The 24,498-nt window shown below is 60.1% G+C and carries 24 protein-coding genes; 13 read left to right on the top strand and 11 right to left on the bottom strand.

All coding sequences use genetic code 11. The features are described 5' to 3' along the window. Positions 1 to 28: 28 nt before the first annotated feature. The 3 genes from AC0IXS_RS26165 to AC0IXS_RS26155 all read right to left on the bottom strand — a co-directional run bounded on the left by AC0IXS_RS26165 (position 29) and on the right by AC0IXS_RS26155 (position 2,493). Positions 29 to 655, bottom strand: a complete 627-nt coding sequence (locus tag AC0IXS_RS26165; RefSeq protein WP_029242744.1) for an antibiotic biosynthesis monooxygenase — start codon at positions 653 to 655, stop codon at positions 29 to 31. A 135-nt stretch (positions 656 to 790) separates the two neighbouring features. Continuing rightward, positions 791 to 1,717, bottom strand: coding sequence for a LysR substrate-binding domain-containing protein (locus tag AC0IXS_RS26160; RefSeq protein ID WP_004885300.1), 927 nt, complete (start codon positions 1,715 to 1,717; stop codon positions 791 to 793). A 257-nt stretch (positions 1,718 to 1,974) separates the two neighbouring features. Next, complete coding sequence (locus AC0IXS_RS26155; protein ID WP_137203068.1) at positions 1,975 to 2,493, bottom strand: DUF4823 domain-containing protein; 519 nt, start codon at positions 2,491 to 2,493, stop codon at positions 1,975 to 1,977. A gap of 157 nt (positions 2,494 to 2,650) precedes the next feature. On the opposite strand from AC0IXS_RS26155, the gene AC0IXS_RS26150 reads away from it, so the two are divergent. Continuing rightward, positions 2,651 to 3,073: a GFA family protein gene (locus tag AC0IXS_RS26150; RefSeq protein ID WP_122574350.1), complete on the top strand. Its 423-nt coding sequence runs from the start codon at positions 2,651 to 2,653 to the stop codon at positions 3,071 to 3,073. Here the strand turns inward: AC0IXS_RS26150 and poxB are convergent. The 3 genes from poxB to AC0IXS_RS26135 all read right to left on the bottom strand — a co-directional run bounded on the left by poxB (position 3,070) and on the right by AC0IXS_RS26135 (position 7,514). Next, positions 3,070 to 4,788: a ubiquinone-dependent pyruvate dehydrogenase gene (gene poxB, locus AC0IXS_RS26145; protein WP_471826072.1), complete on the bottom strand. Its 1,719-nt coding sequence runs from the start codon at positions 4,786 to 4,788 to the stop codon at positions 3,070 to 3,072. The two genes, AC0IXS_RS26150 and poxB, sit on opposite strands and share 4 nt — an antisense overlap. A gap of 260 nt (positions 4,789 to 5,048) precedes the next feature. After that, positions 5,049 to 6,938, bottom strand: coding sequence for a penicillin-binding protein 2 (gene mrdA / locus AC0IXS_RS26140; protein WP_471826070.1), 1,890 nt, complete (start codon positions 6,936 to 6,938; stop codon positions 5,049 to 5,051). A 135-nt stretch (positions 6,939 to 7,073) separates the two neighbouring features. Further along, positions 7,074 to 7,514: a winged helix-turn-helix transcriptional regulator gene (locus AC0IXS_RS26135; protein WP_122668201.1), complete on the bottom strand. Its 441-nt coding sequence runs from the start codon at positions 7,512 to 7,514 to the stop codon at positions 7,074 to 7,076. Positions 7,515 to 7,601: 87 nt separating this feature from the next. Here AC0IXS_RS26135 and AC0IXS_RS26130 point away from each other — a divergent pair, with 87 nt between their 5' ends. The 3 genes from AC0IXS_RS26130 (at position 7,602) to AC0IXS_RS26120 (ending at position 9,805) form a co-directional block, all read left to right on the top strand. Beyond that, on the top strand, positions 7,602 to 8,459 hold the full coding sequence (locus tag AC0IXS_RS26130) for an SDR family oxidoreductase (protein WP_471826068.1): 858 nt from the start codon (positions 7,602 to 7,604) through the stop codon (positions 8,457 to 8,459). Positions 8,460 to 8,556: 97 nt separating this feature from the next. Next, positions 8,557 to 8,865, top strand: a complete 309-nt coding sequence (locus AC0IXS_RS26125; protein WP_004885291.1) for an RcnB family protein — start codon at positions 8,557 to 8,559, stop codon at positions 8,863 to 8,865. A gap of 118 nt (positions 8,866 to 8,983) precedes the next feature. Next, the gene (locus AC0IXS_RS26120) at positions 8,984 to 9,805 is read left to right on the top strand and encodes a helix-turn-helix transcriptional regulator (RefSeq protein WP_057409216.1); all 822 of its coding nucleotides are present in this window, start codon (positions 8,984 to 8,986) and stop codon (positions 9,803 to 9,805) included. Between the two features lie 10 nt (positions 9,806 to 9,815). On the opposite strand, the gene AC0IXS_RS26115 is transcribed toward AC0IXS_RS26120, so the two are convergent. Then, on the bottom strand, positions 9,816 to 10,400 hold the full coding sequence (locus AC0IXS_RS26115) for a LysE family translocator (protein ID WP_057409215.1): 585 nt from the start codon (positions 10,398 to 10,400) through the stop codon (positions 9,816 to 9,818). Positions 10,401 to 10,599: 199 nt separating this feature from the next. On the opposite strand from AC0IXS_RS26115, the gene AC0IXS_RS26110 reads away from it, so the two are divergent. The 3 genes from AC0IXS_RS26110 to AC0IXS_RS26100 all read left to right on the top strand — a co-directional run bounded on the left by AC0IXS_RS26110 (position 10,600) and on the right by AC0IXS_RS26100 (position 11,680). Further along, positions 10,600 to 11,094 (top strand): hypothetical protein, encoded by a 495-nt coding sequence (locus AC0IXS_RS26110; RefSeq protein ID WP_057409214.1) that lies wholly within the window; start codon positions 10,600 to 10,602, stop codon positions 11,092 to 11,094. 63 nt (positions 11,095 to 11,157) lie between these two features. Beyond that, on the top strand, positions 11,158 to 11,361 hold the full coding sequence (locus tag AC0IXS_RS26105) for a hypothetical protein (RefSeq protein ID WP_057409213.1): 204 nt from the start codon (positions 11,158 to 11,160) through the stop codon (positions 11,359 to 11,361). Positions 11,362 to 11,482: 121 nt separating this feature from the next. Continuing rightward, a complete protein-coding gene (locus AC0IXS_RS26100; RefSeq protein ID WP_004885282.1) occupies positions 11,483 to 11,680 on the top strand; it encodes a hypothetical protein in 198 nt (65 codons plus the stop codon). Here the strand turns inward: AC0IXS_RS26100 and AC0IXS_RS26095 are convergent. Further along, complete coding sequence (locus tag AC0IXS_RS26095; RefSeq protein WP_057409212.1) at positions 11,677 to 13,134, bottom strand: MFS transporter; 1,458 nt, start codon at positions 13,132 to 13,134, stop codon at positions 11,677 to 11,679. The two genes, AC0IXS_RS26100 and AC0IXS_RS26095, sit on opposite strands and share 4 nt — an antisense overlap. A 63-nt stretch (positions 13,135 to 13,197) precedes the next feature. After that, on the bottom strand, positions 13,198 to 14,505 hold the full coding sequence (locus AC0IXS_RS26090) for an Nramp family divalent metal transporter (RefSeq protein ID WP_471826303.1): 1,308 nt from the start codon (positions 14,503 to 14,505) through the stop codon (positions 13,198 to 13,200). 315 nt (positions 14,506 to 14,820) lie between these two features. Here AC0IXS_RS26090 and AC0IXS_RS26085 point away from each other — a divergent pair, with 315 nt between their 5' ends. Continuing rightward, positions 14,821 to 16,239: an MFS transporter gene (locus AC0IXS_RS26085; protein ID WP_122668197.1), complete on the top strand. Its 1,419-nt coding sequence runs from the start codon at positions 14,821 to 14,823 to the stop codon at positions 16,237 to 16,239. An 18-nt stretch (positions 16,240 to 16,257) separates the two neighbouring features. Here AC0IXS_RS26085 and AC0IXS_RS26080 read toward each other — a convergent pair whose 3' ends face one another. Then, positions 16,258 to 16,482, bottom strand: coding sequence for a DUF6555 family protein (locus AC0IXS_RS26080; RefSeq protein ID WP_099227863.1), 225 nt, complete (start codon positions 16,480 to 16,482; stop codon positions 16,258 to 16,260). A 112-nt stretch (positions 16,483 to 16,594) separates the two neighbouring features. Continuing rightward, the gene (gene norR / locus AC0IXS_RS26075; protein WP_471826063.1) at positions 16,595 to 18,148 is read right to left on the bottom strand and encodes a nitric oxide reductase transcriptional regulator NorR; all 1,554 of its coding nucleotides are present in this window, start codon (positions 18,146 to 18,148) and stop codon (positions 16,595 to 16,597) included. A gap of 359 nt (positions 18,149 to 18,507) precedes the next feature. On the opposite strand from norR, the gene AC0IXS_RS26070 reads away from it, so the two are divergent. From AC0IXS_RS26070 to AC0IXS_RS26050, 5 genes are all read left to right on the top strand, one after another. Beyond that, positions 18,508 to 19,959: a UbiA family prenyltransferase gene (locus tag AC0IXS_RS26070; RefSeq protein WP_122668195.1), complete on the top strand. Its 1,452-nt coding sequence runs from the start codon at positions 18,508 to 18,510 to the stop codon at positions 19,957 to 19,959. Beyond that, on the top strand, positions 19,956 to 21,272 hold the full coding sequence (locus tag AC0IXS_RS26065) for an FAD-binding oxidoreductase (protein ID WP_057408088.1): 1,317 nt from the start codon (positions 19,956 to 19,958) through the stop codon (positions 21,270 to 21,272). The genes AC0IXS_RS26070 and AC0IXS_RS26065 overlap by 4 nt, the downstream gene beginning before the upstream one ends. Next, on the top strand, positions 21,269 to 22,009 hold the full coding sequence (locus tag AC0IXS_RS26060) for an SDR family oxidoreductase (RefSeq protein WP_057408087.1): 741 nt from the start codon (positions 21,269 to 21,271) through the stop codon (positions 22,007 to 22,009). The genes AC0IXS_RS26065 and AC0IXS_RS26060 overlap by 4 nt, the downstream gene beginning before the upstream one ends. Further along, a complete protein-coding gene (locus tag AC0IXS_RS26055; protein WP_471826060.1) occupies positions 22,006 to 22,965 on the top strand; it encodes a lysylphosphatidylglycerol synthase transmembrane domain-containing protein in 960 nt (319 codons plus the stop codon). Before AC0IXS_RS26060 ends, AC0IXS_RS26055 begins: the two co-directional genes overlap by 4 nt. Positions 22,966 to 23,061: 96 nt before the next feature. Continuing rightward, positions 23,062 to 24,492, top strand: a complete 1,431-nt coding sequence (locus AC0IXS_RS26050) for a DUF2723 domain-containing protein (RefSeq protein ID WP_122668194.1) — start codon at positions 23,062 to 23,064, stop codon at positions 24,490 to 24,492. Positions 24,493 to 24,498 lie beyond the last annotated feature (6 nt).

The raw sequence follows: 24,498 nt of genomic DNA, 5'->3' as shown, positions 1-24,498 counted from the left end.
CAGATCGGTTTTGTCGTCTGTCATCGGATCACTTTCCCTGTGATTTTTTCGCGGACGCGTTGAGCCATGGCGCCATCAGGCGGGTCGCGGCCGGCATCATCAGGTACACCACCAGCAGCACGATGGTGATGGTTACCAGCGCAGTACTGACGAAGTAGCTGGACAGCCACGATACGCGGGCAAAGATCGGTCCCCAGAACAGCGGCACGAACAGTGTCAGTGGCAGAATGACCATGAACGACACGCACGCCTGCTTCCAGCGCGGCGGCGGACTGCCTTCTTCGGTGGTCGGGGTGAACCAGAATTCGTTATGCGGATTGACCAGGGTCTGGTCGCCATCGGCAAGCATCGGCTCGGCCTCCTGCACCAGCTTTTTGCGTTCATCAGAGTCGAGCCAGTCCTGCATGGCCTGCGTCGAATGAAAACGCAGCACGCTGGTGAACATCTGCAGTCCGCCTTCCTTCGCACGGATCACATCGACGCCCAAGTGACCGGGTTTGCCGCTGGCAATTGTCACGATGCGGCGCAGCCAGCTCTCGTAGGCACTTTCCTGCCCGGTCTTGACCCGGTGCTTGATCACCAGGGTGACGACTTCATTGAAGACCGCACTGCCGACGACACGAGCTTCGGTATCAAGACGGATGGGTTCGGACATGGCCAGAGGCTCCAGAAACAGAAATTGAATTCGGATCCTGGCCAGTCGAATCTGTACGGCTCAGGATGTCGACGATACTGCCGTCAAACCAGCGTCAGAAATTGAACGTATGTGCTGTCTTTGTTTTGGCCTGCCTTACTGCGGCGTCTTGATGTCCAGCGGCCCTGCCATGTACTCGGCAATACGCCCACGCAACCAGCGCTCGGCCGGGTCGTTGTCATGCACCCCGCTCCACACCATCGACAGCTCGGCGGGGACGATCGGAAACGGCGGCTCTTCAGCGCGCAACTGGCAGCCTTCGATCAGCGCACACGCAGCGTAATCCGGCACCGTGGCGATCAACTCAGTACCTGCCAGCAACGCCCGCAACCCATTGAACTGGGGCACCGCCAGCACCACCTTGCGTGCGCGTCCGACGCGAGCGAGGTCCAGATCGATATTGCCGCTCAGATCGCCGGAGAACGACACCATCGCGTGCTGCCGCTCGCAATACTCGTCCAGCGTCAACGGCTCCGGTCGAGCATCGCCCCGGATCACCTTGCAACCGATGTCCCGCAGCTTCTTGCGCTTGGCATTGGCCGGCAGATCGACGGTGTAACTGACCCCGACCGAAATCTCCCCAGAGGCTAGCAGCGCAGGCAACAACAGGTAGTTGGCCCGACGAATCACCACAATGATCCCCGGCGCCTCTTCCCGCAGACGCGAGAGCAGTGGCGGCAGCAAACCAAACTCCGCGTCATCGGACAGGCCGATGCGGAACACGTCGTTACTGGTCGAAGGGTCGAACTCCTTGGCCCGACTCACCGCCCCGGAAATGGTGTCCAGCGCCGGGCGTATCTCCTTGAGAATGTCCAGCGCCCGCACAGTCGGCTCCATTGCCCGTCCGTTGCGCAGCAGCAACTGGTCATCAAACAGATCACGCAACCGCCCCAGCGCCGCACTCACGGCGGGCTGACCGATAAACAGTTTTTCCGCCACACGCGTGAGATTGCGCTCGAACATCAACGCTTCAAAAATCACCAGCAGATTGAGGTCGACGCGGCGCAGGTCGTTGCGATTCATGAGAAGGATTCCGTGGGCTTATGATCAAAGTGCCTGCGAGGCGAGGCTTTGACGTCAGTAGGCACGAATGTGGGGCGGGAGGATTGTATGGGTGTGCCGTAAGAGTTCGCGCGACGTGTTCAATACTCCTTCGAACCAAACCTCCAACCGTTGGAGACGCGCTGCCAGCTATGGACAGTTCCAAGCCGGCTCTCACTGTTGGGGTTCATCGTATCTGGCATTACCGAGCAGCGGAGGGCCTGAAAAGCCCCCCTCCATCAGAGAAAAAGCGAGTCCACAAACTCAGCAACCGGCTCGGGCAACAAGTCTTGTGGATGGTCCCCGCCCAGCGTCGACAGCCCGCTTTTTCCCTTGATGATTCCAGAGCTGATTACATCGCCCGACGACACTTGCACCACATCGACCTTTATCTCGACCTTGTCAGGAATCATTGACCACTCTGTTGCCCGGTCTTCCCAGTGCAAGATCGTCGGATAGATCAGAACATCCTGCCCAATGCTCTGGGCCTGTGCGAGAGCGTCCTGAAAATTGTCGGCAACGGCGCCTACGCGCATCCAACGAGATCGTTTGCTGACAGCGCCGGAAATAATGCCGGACGTATTACGGCCAGAGCCAAGGTAAACGTGATCGCCGTATTCACCATCAGCAGGCGTAGAGATGTAGATTTTATCGGTCTTGGCAATTCGGGCCGAACCATTTTGCAAAGGCGACCATTGGTGAGAGTCGGCACAGCCGGACAGCGCTACAAGCAGAGCGAGTGTGACGGGAATACGCATAATGGACATCCTTGTTCTGCTGACATGGCAATTCGATATCTAATAGTACCGCGAAGCAGTACTTCGCTCGCAAATGGATGATCAGCACGAATCGACCATCGGATTGGGCAACCTCCCCCTCAAGCGTTAACCTGAAAACAACAAGGAGGGATCCCCCATGATCAAATCAGTCGGCCCAACCGAGATCAAACCCACTCATCTCGCATCCTGCCACTGCGGAGCAGTCGTATTGGAACTGGATTTGCCGGACGGCATTGTAGACCCCAGGCGCTGCGACTGTTCGTTGTGTCGACGCCGAGGTGCCATCGTTGCGACGGTGGCGGAAGATGGTGTTCGCGTGATCCACGGCCAGAAAATGCTGAAGCTGTATCAGTTCAACAGCCGCACGGCGGAGCATTATTTCTGCGGCCGGTGCGGGGTTTATACGCACCATCGGCGACGCTCCAATCCGCATGAGTTTGGCTACAACGTCGCTTGCCTGGAGGGTGTAAACCCGTTCGATCTGGGACCGGTGCAGACCAGTGACGGAGTGAATCACCCCGCCGACCGGCCTGACGAGCCCCTGCCCTTGTGTGATTAACGCAGGTTGGTTTTGGCCAGTTCCAGCACTTCGCTGCCACGGCCGCTGAACACGGCGCGCATCATGTACAGGCTGAAGCCTTTGGCCTGGGCAAGTTTGATTTTTGGCGGGATCCCCAGCTCCTGCTTGGCGGTCACGACGTCGATCAGCACCGGGCCGGGATGGTCGAAGGCTTTACGCAAGGCACCGGGCAGTTCTTCGGCACTTTGTACGCGTATGCCCAGAATACCGGCGCCCAGCGCCACACCGGCGAAGTTGGTTTCGTGGAAATCGGTGCCGTGGGGCACGTAGCCAGCGGCTTTCATTTCCATGTCGACGAAGCCCAATGAGCTGTTGTTGAACACGACCATTTTGATCGGCAGGTTCAATTGACGAATGCTCAGCAGGTCGCCCATCAGCATGGACAGCCCCCCGTCGCCGCACAGCGCCACAACCTGACGATCCGGGTGTTCGGCCTTGGCGCCCAGCGCCTGGGGCAGTGCGTTGGCCATGGAGCCGTGGTTGAACGAACCCAGCAGGCTGCGCTGGCCGTTCATGTGCAGGTAGCGCGCCGCCCACAGTGTCGGCGTGCCGACGTCAACGGTGAAGATAGCGTCAGCGTCGGCCTGTTCGTCGATCAGGCGCGTGAGGTACTGCGGGTGGATCGGCGTGTCGGCGGGCGTGGGCGTAGCCAGTTCGTCCAGTTCTTCGCGGGCCTTGGCGTAGTGCTTGAGGACCTTGTCGAGGAAACGGCGGTCCGAGTGCGGCTTGAGTTTGGGCAGCAGCGCGTCAAGGGTTTCCCGCACGCCGCCGGTCAACCCCAGGGTCACGGGTGTGCGACGGCCGAGCTGGGTCGGGTCCAGGTCGATCTGGATGACTTTGGCGTTCTCGGGATAGAAGTTTCGATACGGAAAGCTGCTGCCAAGGATCACCAGCGTGTCGCAGGACAGCATGGCGTGGTAGCCGGAGCTGAAGCCGATCAGCCCGGTCATGCCGACGTCGAAGGGGTTGTCATACTCGACATGCTGTTTGCCGCGCAGGGCATGCACGATGGGCGCGCCGAGCTTTTCGGCCAGCGCAACGACCTGTTCGTGGGCACCCGCGCAGCCAGCGCCGCACAGCAGCGTCGTGGCTTTGGAGTCATTGAGCAGCTCGACCATGGCCTGCAGATCGTTTTCAGCAGGAACGACAGTTGGTGGCGTGGGTTCAACCCATTTGACCGGTACGTCGGGCGCAGCACTGAGCGCGACGTCACCGGGCAATACGATCACCGCCACACCCTTCTGGCTGATCGCGGAGCGCATCGCACGCTCCAGCACACGTGGGAATTGCTCGGGATTGCTGACCAGTTCGACGAAATGGCTGCACTCCTTGAATAACTCCTGCGGGTGGGTTTCCTGGAAATAGTCCAGGCCGATTTCCGAGGACGGGATGTGGGCAGCAATGGCAAGAACCGGGACGCGGTTGCGGTGGCAGTCGTACAGGCCATTGATCAGGTGCAGGTTGCCGGGTCCGCAACTGCCGGCGCAAACCGCCAGTTTGCCGCTGCTGGCAGCCTGAGCGCCTGCGGCGAAGGCGGCGACTTCTTCATGGCGGGTGTGCATCCAGCGAATCGAATCGGTGCGTTCCAGGCTGTCGGTCAGGCCGTTGAGGCTGTCACCGGAAACGCCCCAGATGTGAGAAACACCTGCCGCTGCGAGGGTTTGCGCGAGATGGTCGGCAATGGTCTTGGACATGCTGGGTTCCTTGTCGAGGCAAATAGGGTTCAGCTTCCGTACTGGAAGAAACATGCGCAGCGCTCTGCTACGCCTGTTGTGGTCGACCTGTTGCGTTCTCGACAGTTCCGGGAAACTGAGGGGTGTTCAGATTGGGCGCACCAGTGCCTGAGAAGCCAAGTGCCAGGCTCATTGGATGTGCAGTCTGTGACATTTGTGACGCGGAGCGTCACGGGAGGCATGCCCACGCAGAGCGATGGGCACGATCAGTTGAGGCACGATCAGGCGTGCGGGTTGCCTGCGGGCTTGGTCGGTGCGGCGTATTGCGGTTTGAGCTTGCCGTCGTTGTCCAGCAGCCAGGCGTCGAGGATTTCGCGCACCACGGGGCCTGCCACACGACCACCCGCCTCGCCGTTTTCGATGGTCACCGAGACGACAATTTTCGGATGCTCTGCCGGGGCGAAACCGACGAACAGGGCGTTGTCCCGGTTGCGTTCCAGCGTCTTGAGGCGGTTGTAACGCTCGCCCTGCTTGATCGCCACGACCTGCGCCGTGCCGCTCTTGCCCGCAATGCGGTATTGCGCACCCTTGGCCGCATCGCGCGCAATACCGCGCGGGTCGTGCATGACCATCTGCATGCCTTCGTTGACCTGCTCCCACTCACGCGGATCGTGCAGCACGATGTTGGGCATCGGGTGCTCGTCCACCGGTACCACATGGCCCACGTCCATCGCCAGGTGCGGACGGTGCCAGACTCCTTTGCTGGCGATCAGCGAGGTTGCCTGGGCCAGTTGCAACGGTGTGACCTGCATGTAGCCCTGGCCGATACCGAGAATCACGGTCTCGCCCGGGAACCAGGCCTGACGGCGTGTGGCGCGCTTCCATTCGCGGGACGGCATAAGGCCCGCAGACTCTTCGAACATGTCCAGCGAGACCTTCTGGCCGATGCCGAACATGGTCATGTAGTCGTGCAGACGGTCGATGCCCAGCTTATGTGCCAACGTGTAGAAATAGGTGTCGTTGGACCGCATGATCGCCGTGTCCATGTCCACCCAGCCGTCGCCGCTGTGGTTCCAGTTACGGTACTTGTGATCGAAGTCCGGCAGCTGGAAATAACCGGGGTCGAAGACCTTGGTCGAGGCATTGACCACCCCGCTGTCCAGCCCGGCAATCGCCACCTCCGGCTTGACCGTCGAGCCCGGTGCGTACAGCCCGCGCAGTACGCGGTTGAACAGCGGCCGGTCGATGGAATCACGCAGCGCGGCGTACTGCTTGAAGCTGATACCGGTCACGAACAGGTTGGGGTCGAAGCTGGGTTTGCTGACCATCGCCAGCACCTCGCCCGTCTCTGGATCCAGCGCCACCACCGAACCGCGACGATCACCCAGCGCTTTCTCGGCAGCCTCCTGCAGATGCACGTCCAGACTCAGGGTGATGTTCTTGCCCGGTACCGGATCAGTATGTTTCAGAACGCGCAACACGCGGCCCTGGGCATTGGTTTCGACTTCTTCGTAGCCTACGTGGCCATGCAGTTCGGACTCGTAGAACCGCTCGATCCCGGTCTTGCCGATGGATTGCGTGCCGCGATACTCGTTGTCCAGTTGCGAGGCTTCTTTCTCGTTGATACGCCCGACGTAGCCGATGGAGTGAGCAAAGTGGTCGCCCAACGGGTAATGGCGCACGAACTGCGCGGCCACATCGACGCCAGGAAGCAGGTACTGATTGACGGCCAGAATGGCGATCTGCTCTTCGGTCAGTTCGTACAGCAGCGTCGCAGGCTCGAAAGGATGGCGAACCTGTTTCAGTTCCTTGTCGAACAGGATGCGGTCTTCATCGGGCAGTTCCAGCAGGGTCATCAGTTCATCGATGACCTTGTGCCAGTCGCCCGCGCGCTCGCGGGTCAGGGTCAGGTTGAAGCTGGGGCGGTTGTCGGCCAGGACCTCACCATTGCGGTCGTAGATCAGCCCGCGTTCGGGCGGGATCGGCAACACGTGCACCCGGTTGTTTTCGGAAATGGTCGAGTGATAGTCGAACTCGGTGACCTGCAGGAAATACATCCGCGCGATCAGAGAGCCAGCCAGTACGGCGACCAGTATGGCGCAGGCGATCAGGCGCTGATTGACCAGTCGCGTCTCTTTTTCATGGTCCTTTAAAGGAATCGGTTCGGGCATTTCTACAGCTTCTCGGCAAAAGTCACGATACAACGGAACATGTAAATGAATGTTTCGGCGCGCACCATACCAAGAAGTAGTGATTGCAGGGGGCCGACCTGACTGTCACTGGATGAAAAATCTGTCAGCGAAGCGTCATGCAGGCTCGGCTTGTGCGTGCGTATCGGCCCGTTCCGACGCAGCACGTGCCTGCATGATCCGTGGCAGGTTCGTCTCGACCCAGACCGCCAGCGTCTCGACCTGCAACGCCACTTCCTCCCCCATCGCAGTCAGTCTGTACTCGACATGGGGTGGCACCACCGGCAGCGCCCTGCGATCGACAAACCCGTCGTGCTCCAGCTGTTGAAGGGTCTGCGCAAGCATCTTTTCACTGACGCCGCCGATCTTGCGCCGCACTTCACTGAAGCGATGCATGCCACCGCGCAGCACGATCAGCACCAGCACACCCCAACGGCCACACACGTGGTTGAGGATGATGCGGGATGGACAGTCAGTGGCCAGCACCTGCCCCTGACGGATATTCGCCAGCATGGACTCGCCATCACTGACTTCGACTGGGCCGTTTGACTCATGCATGGTACTTACCTTTTTGTACGTACTTACGAAAGGTAAGCACTGTCGCTATGCTCGCTTTTCTTTCAAACCAATACAAGGACACTCTTCATGATCGTCGTCACTGCTGCCAACGGCCAACTGGGTCGCCTCGTCATTGAAAAACTGCTCAAAACCGTTCCTGCGAGCGAAATCGTCGCGGCGGTACGCAGTCCGGAAAAGGCCGCCGACCTGGCGGCGCTGGGTGTGCTGGTCCGCAAAGGCGACTATTCACAGCCCGCGACGCTGGACAGTGCATTCGCGGGCGCTGACAAGGTGCTGCTGATTTCATCCAACGAAATAGGTCAGCGCTTCCCCCAGCACCGGGCCGCCATTGATGCTGCCAAAAAGGCTGGTGTCAAATTGCTCGCGTACACCAGCATTCTGCGTGCGGACACTTCTGCGCTGGGACTGGCCGATGAACATGTCGAGACCGAAGCTTACCTGCGCGCCAGCGGCGTGCCGTTCACCCTGCTGCGCAACGGCTGGTACACCGAGAATTACGCCGCCTCTATCCCCGGCGCACTGGCTCATGACGCATTCATCGGCAGCGCGGACCAGGGCCGTATCAGTTCGGCCGCGCGTATTGACTTCGCTGAGGCCGCCGTGGCTGTGCTGACGTCTAAAGAAGATCAGTCAGGGCGCGTTTACGAACTGGCTGGTGATGAAACTTACACCTTGTCCGAGTTTGCTGCCGAACTGTCAAAACAGAGCGGCAAAGACGTGCCTTACGTGAACCTTGCGCAGGCTGAGTTCAAGGCAGCGCTGGTGAAGGCTGGTTTGCCCGAGGTCTACGCCGATCTGTTCGCCGACTCGGACGTTGCAGCCGCCAAGGGCGCGCTGTTCGACGACACCCGCCAGCTGAGCCGCCTGATCGGCCGCCCAACTACACCGCTGTCCGTCACTATCGCCGACGCCCTGAAAAGCTGAGGCGGAAAAACCTGATCGAATGATTTTCACCGCTGAGGGTCCCAGTCTTTACGAGGCATAAAGCCATCGCATTACGACAAAGACTGGGAGTCTTTACATGAAAAGCAAATCGTTGATCGCCTGCATGACTCTGCTCGGCTGCTTCTCGGTCGCCACCCTGCCCGTTCACGCTGCCGATGCGCCCGAGCCGAAAGTGGCCGAGTCCAAGGACAATACCCACGAGCTTGAAATGGGTTCGCGCGTGCCCGAGAAGTACCGCCGCAGCGACTCCAGCATCAAGGACTGGAAAGCCAAGGGTCTGGAAGAGCCTGCCAAGGAAAGCGAGTGGGTACAGATCAACGACAAGTACGTGCGTTTCCAGAAGGTCAATGGACAGATCGTCGATATCGTACCGGTCAAGAAGTAAGCAGCAGGTGCACGGGAGCGGCCGCAGGTCGTTCCCGCTTCATCAGGTTCAATGGCCGTGCCCGGCCCAAATCAGCTACCCTCGGCAGACAAGAACATCAAGCCGAAGGGACATCAGCATGACCACCCATCCTCTCAGCCCGTCTGACAGTACGCCGTTCTTCTGGCGTGACGAGCGCTTGCCGTTCATCGAAGCACGTTCGGTTCAGGACGGTCGCAAGGTGTGTTACGCACGTCATTCCCACGACATTTTCTCGATTGGCGCGATCACTCGCGGCCAAAGCACCTACCTGCACGAAAAAACCTCCCGGCGTGTGACTGCGGGCACCGTGGTGCTGATGAATCCGGGGGATGTGCATGCCTGCAATCCAATCGAGGATCAGCCGTGGTCATACCTGATGCTGTACGTCGACAGTGACTGGCTGGGTTCTGTCCGGGACGAACCCGGCGCGGCCTTTCGACCGCTGACACCGACCCACAGTCGCGCCCCCGCGCTGTTCGCCGCACTGACAGCGCTGTATGAAACCCTGATCGATACGCAGGCCGATACGCTGCAAAAGCACTGCACGGCCGTGTCATTCTTCGCCCTCATGCACAAAACGCTGGGCGGCGAAACAACCGTCGTCGAGCCGCGCTCACCCAAAGTGACCCGCGCAGCCGAGTACATCAACGAGCACTTCACCAAGGCCATCAGGCTGTCCGATATCTGCGAAGCAGCCAACCTATCGGCTTCCTACCTGATTCGTGCGTTCGAGCAGCGTTATCACATGACACCCCACGCTTACTTGCTGAACCGCCGGATTCAACACGCCCGAAACCGGTTGCGTGAAGGGCGACTGATCGCCGATGTGGCGCTGGAAACCGGCTTTGCCGATCAGGCGCACTTCCAGCGCGAGTTCAAAAAACACTTGGCTGCAACGCCCGGGCAGTACCGGTTCTGAGCCACCGGCTTCAGACGACCAGGTACAGAGCACACCCCGCCAGCATCAACGCCATGAGCCGGTTGAACACCCGCACACCTCTGGCACTGCGCAGGTAATGGCTCAAAAAGCTGCCCGCGTAAGCCCAGCAGCCCAGAGACAGGTAACACACAACGAAATAGATCGCCGCAAACTGGCCGATCAACAATGCCTCGCCATTGGCGACGAACACGCCCATGCCCGCTATGGATGCCAGCCACGCCTTGGGGTTGAGCCACTGCATGATCGCTCCGTGCAGCATCGATGGAGCCTTCTCCAACCCGGACACAGCCAGTTGGCCGTCGTCCATCGCCAGCCGCACAGCCGTGTACAGCAGAAACGCCACGCCCGCCCATTGAATGATCCGGGGCAAAAATGGCCATTCGCGCAGTGTTTCGTGCAGGCCGAAACCGATCAGCACCAGCAACAGGGTGAACCCCAGCGTCGCGCCCAGCACGTGGCGCATGCCGGACCAGAATCCATAATGTGCCCCGGTGCTCAGGGCAACGATATTCACCGGCCCAGGCGTGATGGACGACGCCAGCGCAAAGGCTGCCATGGAAATGAACAGGCTCATGAAAGCTCCTCGACCACGATCAGAAAGACCGGGCCAAGGTAAGCCGACCGAACCACGGGCGTATTGAAGGAAATTACCCTCCTTGACGCTCTCGGGCGTAACGCGCGCATAGAACAAAATGATTGCTTTTTTGACCGCGTGGACTACAAATGCGATGTCATCACCTTGCAATCAACTTATCTCACTGCGAGTCCGCTACATGTCCCGACCTCTTGCGCTCGTCCTTGCCTGCCTGCTCTCTTCCACTGCGCATGCAGCCTGCCCGGCCACCACACCGGCTGATACGGGCCGATGGATCTATGAGAAACATCAGGACTTCTACATCAACGGTAAAGGCGCGGCGGACTATCTGTCCAAACCGCTGTTGGGCCTGTTGAAGCGAGACTGGACGTGCCAGGGCCCCAGTGGGGATCAGTGCGCCATTACCGCCAATCCATGGACCGACGCGCAGGACGGCGACGTGCAGAAGCCCATCGAATGGAAGCTGGTTTCCAACGAAGACAAACAGGCTGTGGTCGAGATGACGTACCTGCTGGGCTACAAGGATGCGCCGCAACAGGCGCCTGCGAGTCAGACGTCACGCCTGCGACTGGTCAAGAACCCCAATGGCTGCTGGGCACTCGACGACCTGCAGGGCCCGCAGGAAGTCGCGCTGACGCAGACCTTGCAGGACTTCCCGTACGAAGGGGACTGATGGCTCTTGAAACAATAGGTCATTGTCTGTATCAAAGTCTGCCGGATACCAAGAGCGAGCTACATGAATACCTTTGAGCAGTCGATTATTGAAGCGGCGCAGGATGCCACGCCCAATAACACTGATGCCGAACGCGAAGCCGCGAGGATTGCGGCGACACAAGCAGTGGCTGACATCATGTCCAGCATGAGCGGACTGAAACGCACCCTGGCGCTGGCAGAGCTGCTCGATTCGTATTCGGAGCAGGACGATGAGGACGTAGATTAGATGCATCGATTTATTTATCGCCAGGCCTAAAGCAACCCGCCATCAGCGCCGATAGGCTGTCAGCAGTGTGATAAACCCTCTTCAATCAGTGCGCTCGGATGCGACCTACAGGAATGCATTCGTGCACATCGAGCAGCTCAAAGACATTCAGGCTTATGTACAGCGCACCGCTGACGACCTTGAGCGCGTTTCGCGCAACATGTCCGGCCACCTCGCCTACCTCCAGAACAATTCACGGTCGAATGAGGCTCAGGCGGTCAGCGAGCAGATCCAGGGCCTGAAAGCGTCCGTCATGGACCTGCGGGGCGTTTTCAGCTAGTCATCCCTCGCCTGAGACAGCGGTCGCGCCACTTCTTCCAGCGATTTGCGTTCGGCCGCCGCGCCCCAGATCGACTGCACGAACGCCGCCAACAGCATCAACCCCGCCCCGATCAGATAACCGATCAGCACATTGCTGCGGTCGTGCGTTTCGATCAGCTCACCAAACAGGGTCGGACCTATGATTCCGCCCAGTCCCGTGCCGAAGGCGTAGAACACGGCAATGGCCAGCGCGCGTATTTCCAGCGGGAAGGTTTCGGCCACGGTCAGGTACGCCGAGCTGGCGGCGGCCGACGCGAAGAAGAAAATCACCATCCAGGCGATGGCCTGCTGGGTGACGTCCAGCAAGCCCTGCTGAAACAGATAGCCGCTGATCGCCAGCAGGACGCCCGACAGTCCGTAGGTCAGGCTGATCATGATCCGCCGTCCGACCACATCGAACAGCCGACCCAGCAGCAATGGCCCACAGAAATTGCCCAGTGCCAGCGGCAGCACGTACCAGCCGACACGCTCGGAGGGCACGTCATAGAAGTCGGTGAGCACCAGCGCGTAGGTGAAGAAGATCGCGTTATAGAAAAACGCCTGAGCCGTGAGCAACGTCAGGCCGACCAGCGAGCGCTGACGGAACGACACGAACAGCGTATGGAAGATCTCGCCCAGTGGCGTGTGGTCGCGGGCATGCAATCGCAACGGCTTGCCTTCGACGGCTGGCAACACATGTCCGCGGCGCTGCATATCGGCTTCGATCTGCTCGACGATCTTGCGTGCTTCCTCCGAGCGACCATGAATCATCAGCCAGCGCGGACTCTCCGGCAGCCACAGGCGCATCAGCATGATGAACAGGCCAAGCACTGCGCCGATGCCAAAGCACAGCCTCCAGCCCAGTTCGGCGCCGACCCACTGCGGGTCCAGCAACACGATGGAGCCGACCGCACCCAATGCGGCGCCCAGCCAGAAGGTGCCATTGATGGTCAGGTCCACCCAGCCGCGATAACGCGCCGGGGTGAACTCCTGAATGGTCGAGTTGATGGCGGTGTATTCACCGCCGATGCCCATGCCGGTCAAAAACCGGAACAGCATGAAGCTCCAGACACTGAACGAGAATGCCGTGGCGAAGGTCGCGCTGATATAAAGCGCCAAGGTGATGAAGAACAGCTTGCGCCGCCCCAGACGGTCGGTCAGCCAGCCGAAAAACAAGGCCCCCAGCACCGCCCCGGCGATATAGGCGGCGCCTGCCAGGCCGATCTCGCTGTTGCTGAGGTTGAGTACCGGACTGGCCTTCAGCGCACCGGCGACCGAACCGGCGAGGGTCACTTCCAGACCGTCAAGCAGCCAGGTGATGCCCAGCGCTATCACCAACAACGTGTGAAAACGTCCCCAAGGCAAGCGATCCAGTCGAGCAGGCAAATCCGTCTCGAACACCTTGCCCTTTTCCGGCGTCTGGATCGTTGTCATGTCGGGATTCCTTCACGGCGGACCTGAATGTCAGGATTGAGAGCCGCACCCGACACCCTAAGTTCAGCTGATCCAGAACCACAACAGCATCAGGTTGGCAGCAGAGATCAGACCAAACAGGCCCCAGGCCGCGATCTGTACCAGCCGCCCGTTGACGAACGGGCCCATTAAACTTTTGTCACTCGTGAACCGGATCAGCGGCCACAGGGCAAAAGGCAACTGCAGACTCAGCACCACCTGACTGAGCACCAGCATCTGCCCTACCGAGCTGTCACCCAGCCAGACCACACCGATCAACGCGGGAATCAGGGCCAGCGCACGGGTGATCAGACGTCGCTGCCAGCAGGGAATCTTCGCCTGCAGAAAACCTTCGAGCACCACCTGTCCGGCGATGGTCCCAGTAAAGGTCGAGCTCTGCCCTGCCGTGAGCAAGGCTACGCCGAACAGCACGCTGGCAATCGCGCCGCCCACCAACGGATCGAGCAGGTGGTAGGCGTCCTGAATCTCGACCACGTCGGTATGGCCGGTCTTGTGGAAAGCGGCGGCAGCCAGAATCAGGATCGCAGCGTTAATGAGCAGTGCGAGGCTCAGCGAACCGATGGTGTCCAGGCGGGCGTAACGGATGGCGGTGGCCTTGCTCGCCAGATCAGAACCGTTGACGCGTGTCTGCACCACAGAGGAATGCAGGTACAGGTTATGCGGCATCACCGTCGCGCCGAGAATGCCGATGGCAATGTATAACGGCTCTTGGCTGCTCAGCACATCCCAACTGGGTTTGAGACCTGCGGCCACGTCCGGCCAGAACGGTTTGATCAGGATCAGCTCTACAGCAAAGCATGCGGCGATGGTGGCGATCAGCCCCAGCACGATGGCTTCGAGGCGACGAAAATTGGCGCCCTGCAAAGCGAGCACGATCAGCGTGTCGAAAGCCGTCAGGCCGACACCCACGGTGATCGATACGCCCAGCAGCAGATGAAACGCCAGCGCGGCGCCCAGCACCTCGGCCAGATCCGTGGCGATGATCGACAGCTCTGCCAGCAGCCACTGGCCCTTGGCGACGTTGCGGCTGTAACGGGCCGCAGACAGTTGCGCCAGATCCCTACCCGTGGCAATGCCCAGACGCGAACACAGGTTTTGTAACACCATGCCGGAAAGACTCGCCAGCATCACCACAAACAACAGTGAGTAGCCAAAACGCGACCCTGCCTCAATGGCCGTGGCCCAATTGCCGGGGTCCATGTAGCCGATCGACACCAGCAAGCCGGGGCCGACGAATAACATCATCTTGCGCAGTGGCGAAGCATTGGCCGGGATAGAGACACTGTCGGTGGTCGCCGAAGGGCAGAACGGCGCTGTCGCCGTGGTAGGCAGTTTGTACGTCACGAGAATCCGGGAGGGCAAAAAACGATGCGCCTATCCTAAGGTTTTGTTACACATCTTGATACATGAGCGGCCGGTAACGGTCGGTTCCCGTCGTTTGATATGCCGTTGATCATGCATTCAAGGCCAAATCAGCTACTACGGGATTTGTAAAAAAATCTTTATCGCGCCTTCAGAAAAAATCGCGATTCTAAGCCTAAAAGCAATAATTCGCCAAAACTAGCACTAAAATCGCTTTATTTCGCAACTATTACCAAATGTAAAACCAGTACGATGGCGGTCCCTATCCTGCCGGACGGTCCAACGATGGCCTCTTCCAACTCAAACAATAATACGCACGCCGACCCAGCTCGCGCCGCCCTCATCTCGGCCCGGATCGACCGACTGCCCGCCGTCGCCACCATCTGGAAACTGATTGCTCTGCTCTCCATCGGTGGCTTCTTCGAGCTGTATGACCTGTTCCAGACCGCCTACATCAGCCCCGGTCTGATCCGCGAGGGTATTTTTGCCACAGGCAGCCAGGGACTGTTCGGCTTCTCCGATCAGGCAGCCTTCGCTTCGGCGACCTTTCTGGGCCTATTCTTCGGCGCCAGTATGGTCAGTCCGATTGCCGACCGGTTCGGCCGTCGTGCCATCTTCACCTGCGCGCTGATCTGGTACACCGTGGCGACTGTCATGATGGGCCTGCAGACCTCGGCAATGGGCGTGATCGGCATGCGCTTTCTGGTCGGCATCGGCCTGGGCGTTGAACTGGTCACTATTGATGCCTACCTGTCGGAACTGGTCCCCAAACGCATACGCAGTTCAGCCTTCGCGTTCGCCTTCTCGATTCAGTTTCTGGCCGTGCCCAGTGTGGCGTTGATGTCGTGGTGGCTGGTGCCGCAGGATCCGCTCGGCTACGCAGGCTGGCGCTGGGTGGTGATCAGCAGCGCAGTGTTCGCGCTGTTCATCTGGTGGCTGCGTTCTTCGCTGCCTGAGTCGCCACGCTGGCTGGCGCAGCATGGGCGCTTCGTCGAAGCCGAACGGGTCGTGGATGATCTCGAAGCACGCTGCCTGAAGGATCACAAACAACCGCTGGATCAGCCTGAACCGCAAACCGTTGCAGTCGAGGGCAAGGGCCGCTTCGCCGATATGTGGCAGCCGCCGTTCCGACGTCGTGCCCTGATGCTGATCGCCTTCCACATCTTCCAGGCCATTGGCTTCTTTGGCTTCGGTAACTGGCTCCCGGCGCTGTTATCCGGCCAGGGGGTAAGCGTGACCCACAGCCTCAGCTACGCCTTCGTGATTACCCTGGCGTATCCGCTGGGTCCACTGCTGTTCGTGAAGTTTGCCAATCGGTTTGAAAACAAATGGCAGATTGTGGGCTCGGCCATGAGTTCGATGATCTTCGGCACGCTGTTCGCGTTTCAGACCAGTGCCGCGGGGCTGATCTTCTGCGGCATCATGATCACGTTCAGCAACGCCTGGCTGAGTTTCAGTTATCACTCCTACCAGGGTGAGCTGTTTCCCACCAATATTCGTGCGCGCGCCGTGGGCTTCTGCTACTCATTCAGTCGCCTGTCGACGGTTTTCAGCAGTCTGCTGATCGGGATATTTCTGGAGCATTTCGGCACACCGGGCGTTCTTGCATTCATCGTCAGCAGCATGCTGATCGTGATCATCACCATCGGTGGTTTCGGTCCTCGTACCCGCAATCTGGCGCTGGAAAACATTGCCCATCGCTAAATCACGCAGACAGTGGGCTCAGGCCTGAGCCCACTCCACATCGGTCACGCCAAAGTGTTCTGCGTAGGGTTTGGAGACGCGGGGCACTTTCTCCAGGCGGTATTTCGGGATACGCGCAAGGCCTGCGTCGACACTCGCATAATGCCAGGCCTCAACGTTATCCATATGTTCGGTTCGTATATAGAAACTCTTGAAAGAGCCGTTCAATAAATAATCAATTCGATAGTGTTTGGGCAATGCCATTGAAAGCCTGATCCTTTTTCAGTGGTGGCTTGAGTAACAGGTGACCCAAGTCGTTATGAAAAAATTCAGTCTTTTTCAACGTTCAGCGACCAGTAACACGCATCACGCTATATCAGCGGATCCCCAATCGTTTCGAAAGCCGGTTGAGATTGGCCCGATCTACCGATAACTCGCGGGCAACTTCGGTCCATCTTCCCTGATGTCGATCCAGTGCAGTGGCGATCAATGCACGTTGATAGGCATCCACCGCAGCCTTGAGCCCCTGTCCTTCGACTCCGGCGGTAACATCCAGGGCTTGTGGCAACAGCGGCAGGCTGTCGACGGCTTCATCCAGGCCGAGGGATTGAGGCTCGATGGTCAGAATACGCGGCCGTTGTGCATGGCCGGACAACGCCTTGAGCACAGCACGGCTGATCAGATGCTCAAGCTCTCTGACATTGCCGGGCCAGGCATGCGCCAGCAGCATCCGCTGCGCCTCGGGGTTCAGACGCAGGCTGCGCAAACCCATGCGCAGACGGTTTTCCTCAAGAAAGTATCCGGCCAGCAGCAACACGTCACGGCCGCGCTCGCGCAATGCCGGCACCTGCAACGGATACACGCTCAGGCGGTGATACAGATCGGCGCGAAAGCGACCGGAGCGCACCTCTTCGGCCAGATTGCGGTTGGTGGCAGCGATAATGCGCACGTCCACATGATGTTCCTGATCCGAGCCGACCCGCTGCAACTGGCCGCTCTGCAGCACTCGCAACAGCTTGGATTGCACGGAAAGCGGCAACTCGCCGACCTCATCGAGAAACAGCGTGCCACCATCGGCCAGTTCGAACTTGCCACTGCGCCCGTTGACCGCGCCTGAGAACGCACCTTTGACGTGTCCGAACAGTTCGCTCTCGACCAGAGTTTCCGGGAGTGCCGCGCAGTTGAGGCTGATCAGCGGCTTGTGAGCCCTGGGAGAATGCAGGTGGATGGCCTCGGCAACCAGCTCCTTGCCGACGCCGGTTTCACCGGTCACCAGCACGGTGAGCGGGCTATTGGCGACCAGCTGGATTTCCTGCTGCAAGCGCTCCAGCACCTCACTCTGGCCAATCAGTTCGCGAGGCGCCCGTCCGCCCGCAGCACGCTTGTAGACCTCGACCAATTGCCGCTGATCCTCGACCCCGCGCGACAGGTGCTGAATACGCTCGCTGGCCATGACCGTAGCGGCAGCCAGACTGGCAAACGCCTGCAGATTATCCAGATCGACCTTGCCGAAGCTCGACGGATCCAGAGAATCCAGTGTGATCAGCCCCCACGGCCGCTCCTGGAAATGCAACACGCAGCCAACGCAGTCGTGGACTTCCAGCGGACCATGTCCCTCCACCAGACCGTCATAGGGGTCGGGCATCGGACAGTCATAGGAAAAGCGCACCGGCACCGGGCTTTCCAGCAGGGCCTTGAAGCGAGGATGCTCTTCGACCCGAAAGCGGCGACCCAACGTGTCGGGGCTCAGGCCATCCACCGCCAGCGGAATCAGCACGCCCTCGTCCAGTCTGAGCAGCGCGGCGGCATCGCAGTGCAACCACTGACGCAATGACTGCAACAAGCGTCGATACCGTTCCTCATCCGGCAGTTCACGGGACAGATCGGCAACCAGCGGCACCAGCGCACGCAGCAGTGGATGGGTCATCATGACTCCAGGACAGTGAAAGCGAAGGTGTCATTATGACCCGATTTTCTATCACCACGACACCTGTCTCAGCGGCCTTACATCCGTGCTCCCGATGCCGCCAGCGTCGTATCAAGAGTGAGACATATATTCCGTTCAATATCCCGCCGTCACGGGCGTTTATAGCGTTCAAATAACGGGCACTGTCCGATGAAAGTGTAACTTCGATGAAACAATAGAGTCAGCGCTCTAATGGCTCAATAACACGGACATTTTCTGACGTCATGACGACGGCAATAAATTCCGTTGTGTTTAATTTTATTCAAGAGGCGATTGTCCGTTTTCGTTCCATAGTGCGCTCACTTTCACAGGAGCCACCGTCCATGTCGGGAATTCAGGGAAGAGTTCTGCAAACCCACCCACCGCTGGTGGTCGATCTGGATGGGACACTGTTGCGTTCAGACTTGCTGTTTGAAACCGCCATGGCATTCATCCGGCAACATCCACTACAGGTGTTCAAATTGTTGCTCTGGCTGTTACAGGGCAAAGCCTCCCTCAAGCGCGGGCTCGCGTTGGCCACCCGGCTCGACATCGCCCTGCTGCCTTACGACGCGGAGGTCCTCGAGTACATTCAGGTGCAGCGCAACACAGGAAGACTGATCGTCCTCGCGACCGCTGCTCACGAAACACTGGCCACACGAATTGCCGGGCACCTCAATCTGTTCGATCAGGTGTGGGCGTCCGATGGCGAGACCAACCTGTCGGCCCATCGCAAGCGTGACCTGCTGATCGATCACTACGGTCAGAGCGGCTTCGACTACATCGGCAACTCCACGGACGATCTGTGCATCTGGGCGGCAGCGCGAAAAGCCATCGTTGCCAATCCGCACGCTGGCGTACAGCGGCGGGCGCAGGCGCAGGGCAATGTCGATCAAGTGCTCAATGCGGGCGCAGCAAGCCTCGGGGACTGGCGCAAGGCGCTGCGCCTGCATCAATGGCTCAAGAACGCACTGATCTTCGTGCCGCTGCTGGCGGCGCATCAGATTCAGCAATCGCAGCAGGTGATTGATGGCCTGCTGGCGTTTCTGTTCTTCGGCCTGTGTGCGTCGAGCGTGTACGTGCTCAATGATCTGCTGGATCTGGCGGATGATCGTCACCATCGCAGCAAACGCAATCGCCCGTTTGCCAGCGGCCGTCTGCCCATCAAATCGGGGCTGATTGCCGTACCGACCTTATTGCTGCTGGCCTTCGGCGGTGCTGCGGTGTTCCTGCCGTGGCAGTTTTCGGCCGTGCTGGGCGCCTATTACCTGTTGACGCTGGTGTACTCGCTGTACCTGAAGCGGCACATGGCAGTGGACGTCATCGTGCTCGCGATGCTCTACACCACACGCATTCTCGCAGGCGCGGCAGCGTTCCATCTGCCACTGACGTTCTGGATTCTGGCGTTCTCCATGTTCCTGTTCCTGAGCCTGGCGCTGGTCAAGCGTTATGCCGAACTGCGGGAAGCGCGGGTGCGCGAGGTGGAAGGCAAGACTCGCGGCCGTGGTTACTACCCCAGCGACCTGGACATGATCGCTTCCCTCGGCGCGTCCTCCGGCAATCTCGCGGTAATGGTTCTGGCGCTGTACATCCACGAAGGCGCCACCGTCGCGCTCTATCAGCACCCGCATGTCATCTGGCTGGCGTGCCCGTTGCTGCTGTTCTGGATCACCCGCATCTGGATGCTCACCCATCGCGGGCTGATGAACGATGACCCTGTGGTCTTCGCCATTCGCGACCGCATCAGCCAGGGGATCGGTGCGCTGTTCCTGCTGGTGTTCTGGATTGCCGCATGACAGTGCCTCTCTATCCGTGGGGTCGCTATCCCCAGGTCGCGCAGCAGGGCCATGCATGCACGTGGATCGACGACCTGCCACGGCACCTGACGGCCACACTGGACCGGCATGAAACCAGCCTGCCGTTTGGGAATGGCCGCAGCTACGGCGACAGCTGCCTGGCCAGCAGCGGCCATGTGCTGCACATGCATCGGCTGGACCGGTTCGTCGCTGCCAATTGGAAAACCGGCATCGTCCGCGTCGAAGCAGGCATGACCCTGGCCCAGCTGCTCGCGGCGGCCATTGCGCACGGCTGGTTTCTGCCGGTCACACCAGGCACCCAGTTCGTTACTGTCGGCGGCGCGATTGCCAACGATGTGCACGGCAAGAACCACCATCTGCGTGGCACGTTCGGCTGCCATACCCTGCGCTTCGGCCTGCTGCGTCACGGCGAGCAGGCGATGATCTGCTCGCCCGTGGAAAACCCGCTGCTGTATGCCGCCAGCATCGGCGGACTGGGGCTGACCGGGGTGATTCACTGGGCAGATATTCAGCTGATGCCGATCCGCACCAGCCAGATCGACAGCACGGTGGTGCGTTTCGCCAATCTTGGTGAATTCTTCGCCCTCTCTCGGGAACTCGACCATCAGCATGAATACAGCGTGGCCTGGGTCGATTGTCTGGCGCGGGGCAGCAACAGCGGGCGCGGCGTATACATCGTGGGCGACCATGCGCGCTTCGGTTCGCTCGAGGTCGAGCGGCGCAGCAAACTGAGCGTGCCGGTCACCCCGCCGTTGTCGCTGATCAATAACCTGTCGCTGCGCCTGTTCAATTCGCTGTACTGGCATGCCCACCCTGCCCGACCGACGCCGAAGCGCAGCGATTACGAGCCCTTTTTCTACCCGCTGGACCGCGTGCTGCACTGGAACCGGATCTATGGGCGCAGCGGCTTTCAGCAGTACCAGTGCGTGATCCCCGAACACTGTGCGCAGGACGCCATGCAGGCACTGCTCGATACCATCGCCGAGTCCGGCCAGGGCTCGTTTCTGGCGGTGCTCAAACGCTGCGGCGATATTGCCTCGCCGGGGTTGCTGTCGTTCCCGATGCCGGGCACCTCGCTGGCGCTGGATTTTCCGCAACACCGTGACCTTGCCGGCTCGCTGTTCCCGCGTCTGGACGCCATTGTCCATGACGCGGGCGGACGTCTGTATCCGGCCAAGGACGCCCACATGAACGGGAGCGATTTCCGCCAGGCCTACCCGGCCTGGGAGCGACTGGAAGCCCTGCGCGACCCATCCCTGATGTCCCGCTTCTGGAAACGAGTCCTGCCATGAAACGAATTCTGATCATCGGAGCCACCTCGGCCATCGCCCATGCCTGCGCCCGTCTCTGGGCTGCGCAGGGCTGCGATTTCTTTCTGGTGGCACGCAGTGCCGACAGGCTGCAAGTCACGGCGGCCGATCTCGAGGGGCGCGGCGCCAGGACCGTCACCCTGCACGAAATGGATGCCACGCATTTTGCCGAGCACCCGAGAATGCTCGCCGACTGCCTCCAGGTACTCGGCCAGATCGATGTGGTACTGATCGCCCATGGCACCCTGCCTGACCAGCGAGCCTGCGAGCAGGATGTCGGGCTGGCCCTGCAGGAGTTCATCACCAACAGCGCGTCGGTGATCGCGCTGCTGACCCTGCTTGCCCAGCATTTCGAGGTCCAGCGTTGCGGCACACTGGCGGTCATCTCCTCGGTCGCAGGTGAACGGGGCCGACCTTCCAATTACCTGTATGGGGCCGCCAAGGCTGCGGTCTCGACCTTTTGCGACGGTCTGCAGGCGCGCCTGTTCAAGGTCGGCGTGCACGTGCTGACTATCAAGCCTGGTTTTGTCGATACGCCGATGACTCAGGGCCTGTCGTTGCCAGCGGCGTTGCTCGCGCAGCCGGAACAGGTCGCCGAACGGATCGTCAACGGTATCGCGCGCCAGTCCACCAGCCTGTATGCGCCCGGGTTCTGGGCGCTGATCATGCTGGTGATCCGCTCGATTCCGCAGCCGCTGTTCAAGAGGCTGAACCTGTGACTGCCGCGCCCTGGCTGTCCGGCTGGCGCTACCGGGCCGTGGTGCTGTCGGTCATCGGCTCGGCGCTGGGCTATCTGGCTTTTTGTCTGTGGGGCGGCTGGCACGAGGTGGCGCAGGCCGCAGCAAGGGTTGGCGCGATGGGCATCGGCCTTGCGCTGTTGATGTCAGCTGTCAATTACGGGCTGCGTTTCGTGCGCTGGCAGCTCTACCTTTGCGTGCTCGGCCATCCGCTGCCCTGGCGTCCCAGCCTCGGTGCCTATCTCGCCGGATTCGCCCTGACCACCACGCCGGGTAAAGCGGGAGAAGCGTTGCGCGGGGTACTGCTAAAGCCGCTGGGCGTGCCCTACCCGAAGAGTTTTGCGGCGTTTGTCAGTGAGCGTCTGTCAGACCTGCTGGCGATTGCCCTGCTGACGCTGTTCGGCCTGTCCTGGTATCCGCCCGCGCAACCGATGATCACGATGGGTCTGGTTCTGGTGCTACTGGGCTTGCTGGTCCTTTCCCAGCGGCGCTTGCTGGAATGGCTGCGCGGGATGATTCCGGTAACAGCGACTCGATTGCCGACACTGTTCAGGCACCTGTTCGACGTGCTTCTGGCCGCTCGCCAATGCCATCGGCTGGATGTGCTGCTGGGTGCCAACCTGCTCAGCCTGATCGCCTGGAGTGCCGAGGCGCTGGCGTTTCATTGGGTGCTCGGCTGGATGGGCGCAGAGATTCCACTGACCTTCGCGGTGTTCACTTATGCATTGGCGATGCTCGCCGGTGCCCTGAGTTTCATGCCCGGGGGGCTGGGCGGTGCCGAGGCGGTGATGATCGGGCTGCTGATGTTCAAGGGCATGCCGGCTGCCGACGCGATTGCCGCCACCATCCTGATTCGTCTCGCGACCTTGTGGTTTGCAGTAGCGATAGGCGCGGTGATGCTGGGACGGTTCAGGGATTCGACAAGCTATAGCCGCTGAACAACGCCGTGGGAGGCCCCACCACGTCTTCGACGTAGCGCTGTCGCGCAGCAAACACCGGACTACCCACTACTCATCTCAAGGAGGAGCCGCTCAATGAGTTCATCCAACGCCAAACATTCAGTCGTCATACCGTTGCTGCTGCTATGCGCTGCTATCACAGCCAGCTTCATCGCTTCCAGCGGCCCGATCCAGTGGATGGACAACGGTGTGTTTCTGGCGGATGCCACCACAGGCGAGTATTTCAGTCAGTCACTCGGCCCGCTGGATCATCCGTTTTATCACTTCTTCAGCTCGATGTTTTACGCCCTGTCTGGCTCTCAGGTGCTCAGTCTGATGAACTCGCTGCTCCTGCTGCCGCTGGCATGGATCATCTACCGACTGGCCACCAGCGTCGGTGCCACCCCTCGTCAGGCGCTGCTCGCAGCGACCGCCACGGTACTGGCCCACGCGGTGTTCTGGGTGTCGACCAAAGCCGAGGTGTATCTGCTGCACACACTGTTCGTGCTCTTGGCCTATGCCGTGCAGTTCAGCGCCCACTCGCGGTGGACGCCGTTAAAGAAATTGTTCGTCATCGGCGTCCTGACCGGCATAAGCGCGTCGATTCATCAACTCACCTTCATCGTGATGCTGCCGCTCTATATCCAACTGCTGGTCCAGCACAAGGCGCGGGTCCTGATGACGGTGCCCGGATTCACGCTAGGGTTCGCCACTGCCGCCGTGGCGGTGTTCAACGATCTGAATGCCGGAATGAGCCTGATAGACATCGCCCGTCGCTACCTGACAGGCGCCTCGACCACTATCGCCGGACCTGAATGGGAAGGCAGCCTGTTTCGTTTCGATGACATGTGGCACGAGAAAAACTCGGTGGTGCTGCTGATGTTGTCGCTGATGGGTCCGCAGATCGCCGGACTGCTGTTGTTTCCCAGAGACAGCCGACTGCGCCTGCTGTGGAGCGCAGCCTTGCTGAATCTGATCTTCGCGATTTCCTACAATGTCACCGACCGTTTCACCTTCTTCCTGCCGGGAATCGCGATGTTGAGCGTTATCGGCATGATCCAGCTGCCTGCGCTGCTGCCTCGCAATCGGGCCGGCACTGCGCTGCTCAATGCCTCTGTGCTGACGTCGCCATTGGTGATCATGCTGGCCTGGTCGCTCTACGCCAGCGGCGTGGTCAATTTACCGACCCACAAAGAGAAGCTGCCGTTTCGCGAGGACATTCATTACTTTATGGTGCCCTACCTGCCCGACCGGTCTGCCGAGCAGTTCGTGAACGCGTACGAGCAGTCCGTGCCGGAAGGCGCGCTGATCATCGCTGACTGGACGCCGATGGGCGCGATACGCTCCGGGCAGGCAGTCGGTTTGTTGCGCGGTCGCAGATTGGCGATGTGCGGCGACAACATCGACATCCGCGCCTATCTGGGCAACCCGGGCGTCTATCTGGCGCGCCTGAGCTATTGCGGGATGATTGCGGACAATTACGCGCTGGAGGACAAGTCAGTGGGATTTGCGTTACACACCAAGTAACGCAAA

Source organism: Pseudomonas sp. AC016, assembly GCF_979253365.1.
This window is presented reverse-complemented; position numbering and strand designations above follow the sequence as displayed.

Bases quoted from the DNA above. Each gene is read 5' to 3' on its own strand.
- AC0IXS_RS26080 (WP_099227863.1), bottom strand. From the start codon at position 16,482: ATGGCATTGCCCAAACACTATCGAATTGATTATTTATTGAACGGCTCT.
- AC0IXS_RS26085 (WP_122668197.1), top strand. From the start codon at position 14,821: ATGGCCTCTTCCAACTCAAACAATAATACGCACGCCGACCCAGCTCGC.
- AC0IXS_RS26155 (WP_137203068.1), bottom strand. From the start codon at position 2,493: ATGCGTATTCCCGTCACACTCGCTCTGCTTGTAGCGCTGTCCGGCTGT.
- mrdA (WP_471826070.1), bottom strand. From the start codon at position 6,938: ATGCCCGAACCGATTCCTTTAAAGGACCATGAAAAAGAGACGCGACTG.
- AC0IXS_RS26065 (WP_057408088.1), top strand. From the start codon at position 19,956: ATGACAGTGCCTCTCTATCCGTGGGGTCGCTATCCCCAGGTCGCGCAG.
- norR (WP_471826063.1), bottom strand. From the start codon at position 18,148: ATGATGACCCATCCACTGCTGCGTGCGCTGGTGCCGCTGGTTGCCGAT.
- AC0IXS_RS26070 (WP_122668195.1), top strand. From the start codon at position 18,508: ATGTCGGGAATTCAGGGAAGAGTTCTGCAAACCCACCCACCGCTGGTG.
- AC0IXS_RS26125 (WP_004885291.1), top strand. From the start codon at position 8,557: ATGAAAAGCAAATCGTTGATCGCCTGCATGACTCTGCTCGGCTGCTTC.
- poxB (WP_471826072.1), bottom strand. From the start codon at position 4,788: ATGTCCAAGACCATTGCCGACCATCTCGCGCAAACCCTCGCAGCGGCA.
- AC0IXS_RS26150 (WP_122574350.1), top strand. From the start codon at position 2,651: ATGATCAAATCAGTCGGCCCAACCGAGATCAAACCCACTCATCTCGCA.
- AC0IXS_RS26165 (WP_029242744.1), bottom strand. From the start codon at position 655: ATGTCCGAACCCATCCGTCTTGATACCGAAGCTCGTGTCGTCGGCAGT.
- AC0IXS_RS26135 (WP_122668201.1), bottom strand. From the start codon at position 7,514: ATGCATGAGTCAAACGGCCCAGTCGAAGTCAGTGATGGCGAGTCCATG.
- AC0IXS_RS26115 (WP_057409215.1), bottom strand. From the start codon at position 10,400: ATGAGCCTGTTCATTTCCATGGCAGCCTTTGCGCTGGCGTCGTCCATC.
- AC0IXS_RS26105 (WP_057409213.1), top strand. From the start codon at position 11,158: ATGAATACCTTTGAGCAGTCGATTATTGAAGCGGCGCAGGATGCCACG.
- AC0IXS_RS26050 (WP_122668194.1), top strand. From the start codon at position 23,062: ATGAGTTCATCCAACGCCAAACATTCAGTCGTCATACCGTTGCTGCTG.
- AC0IXS_RS26120 (WP_057409216.1), top strand. From the start codon at position 8,984: ATGACCACCCATCCTCTCAGCCCGTCTGACAGTACGCCGTTCTTCTGG.
- AC0IXS_RS26095 (WP_057409212.1), bottom strand. From the start codon at position 13,134: ATGACAACGATCCAGACGCCGGAAAAGGGCAAGGTGTTCGAGACGGAT.
- AC0IXS_RS26130 (WP_471826068.1), top strand. From the start codon at position 7,602: ATGATCGTCGTCACTGCTGCCAACGGCCAACTGGGTCGCCTCGTCATT.
- AC0IXS_RS26110 (WP_057409214.1), top strand. From the start codon at position 10,600: ATGTCCCGACCTCTTGCGCTCGTCCTTGCCTGCCTGCTCTCTTCCACT.
- AC0IXS_RS26160 (WP_004885300.1), bottom strand. From the start codon at position 1,717: ATGAATCGCAACGACCTGCGCCGCGTCGACCTCAATCTGCTGGTGATT.
- AC0IXS_RS26060 (WP_057408087.1), top strand. From the start codon at position 21,269: ATGAAACGAATTCTGATCATCGGAGCCACCTCGGCCATCGCCCATGCC.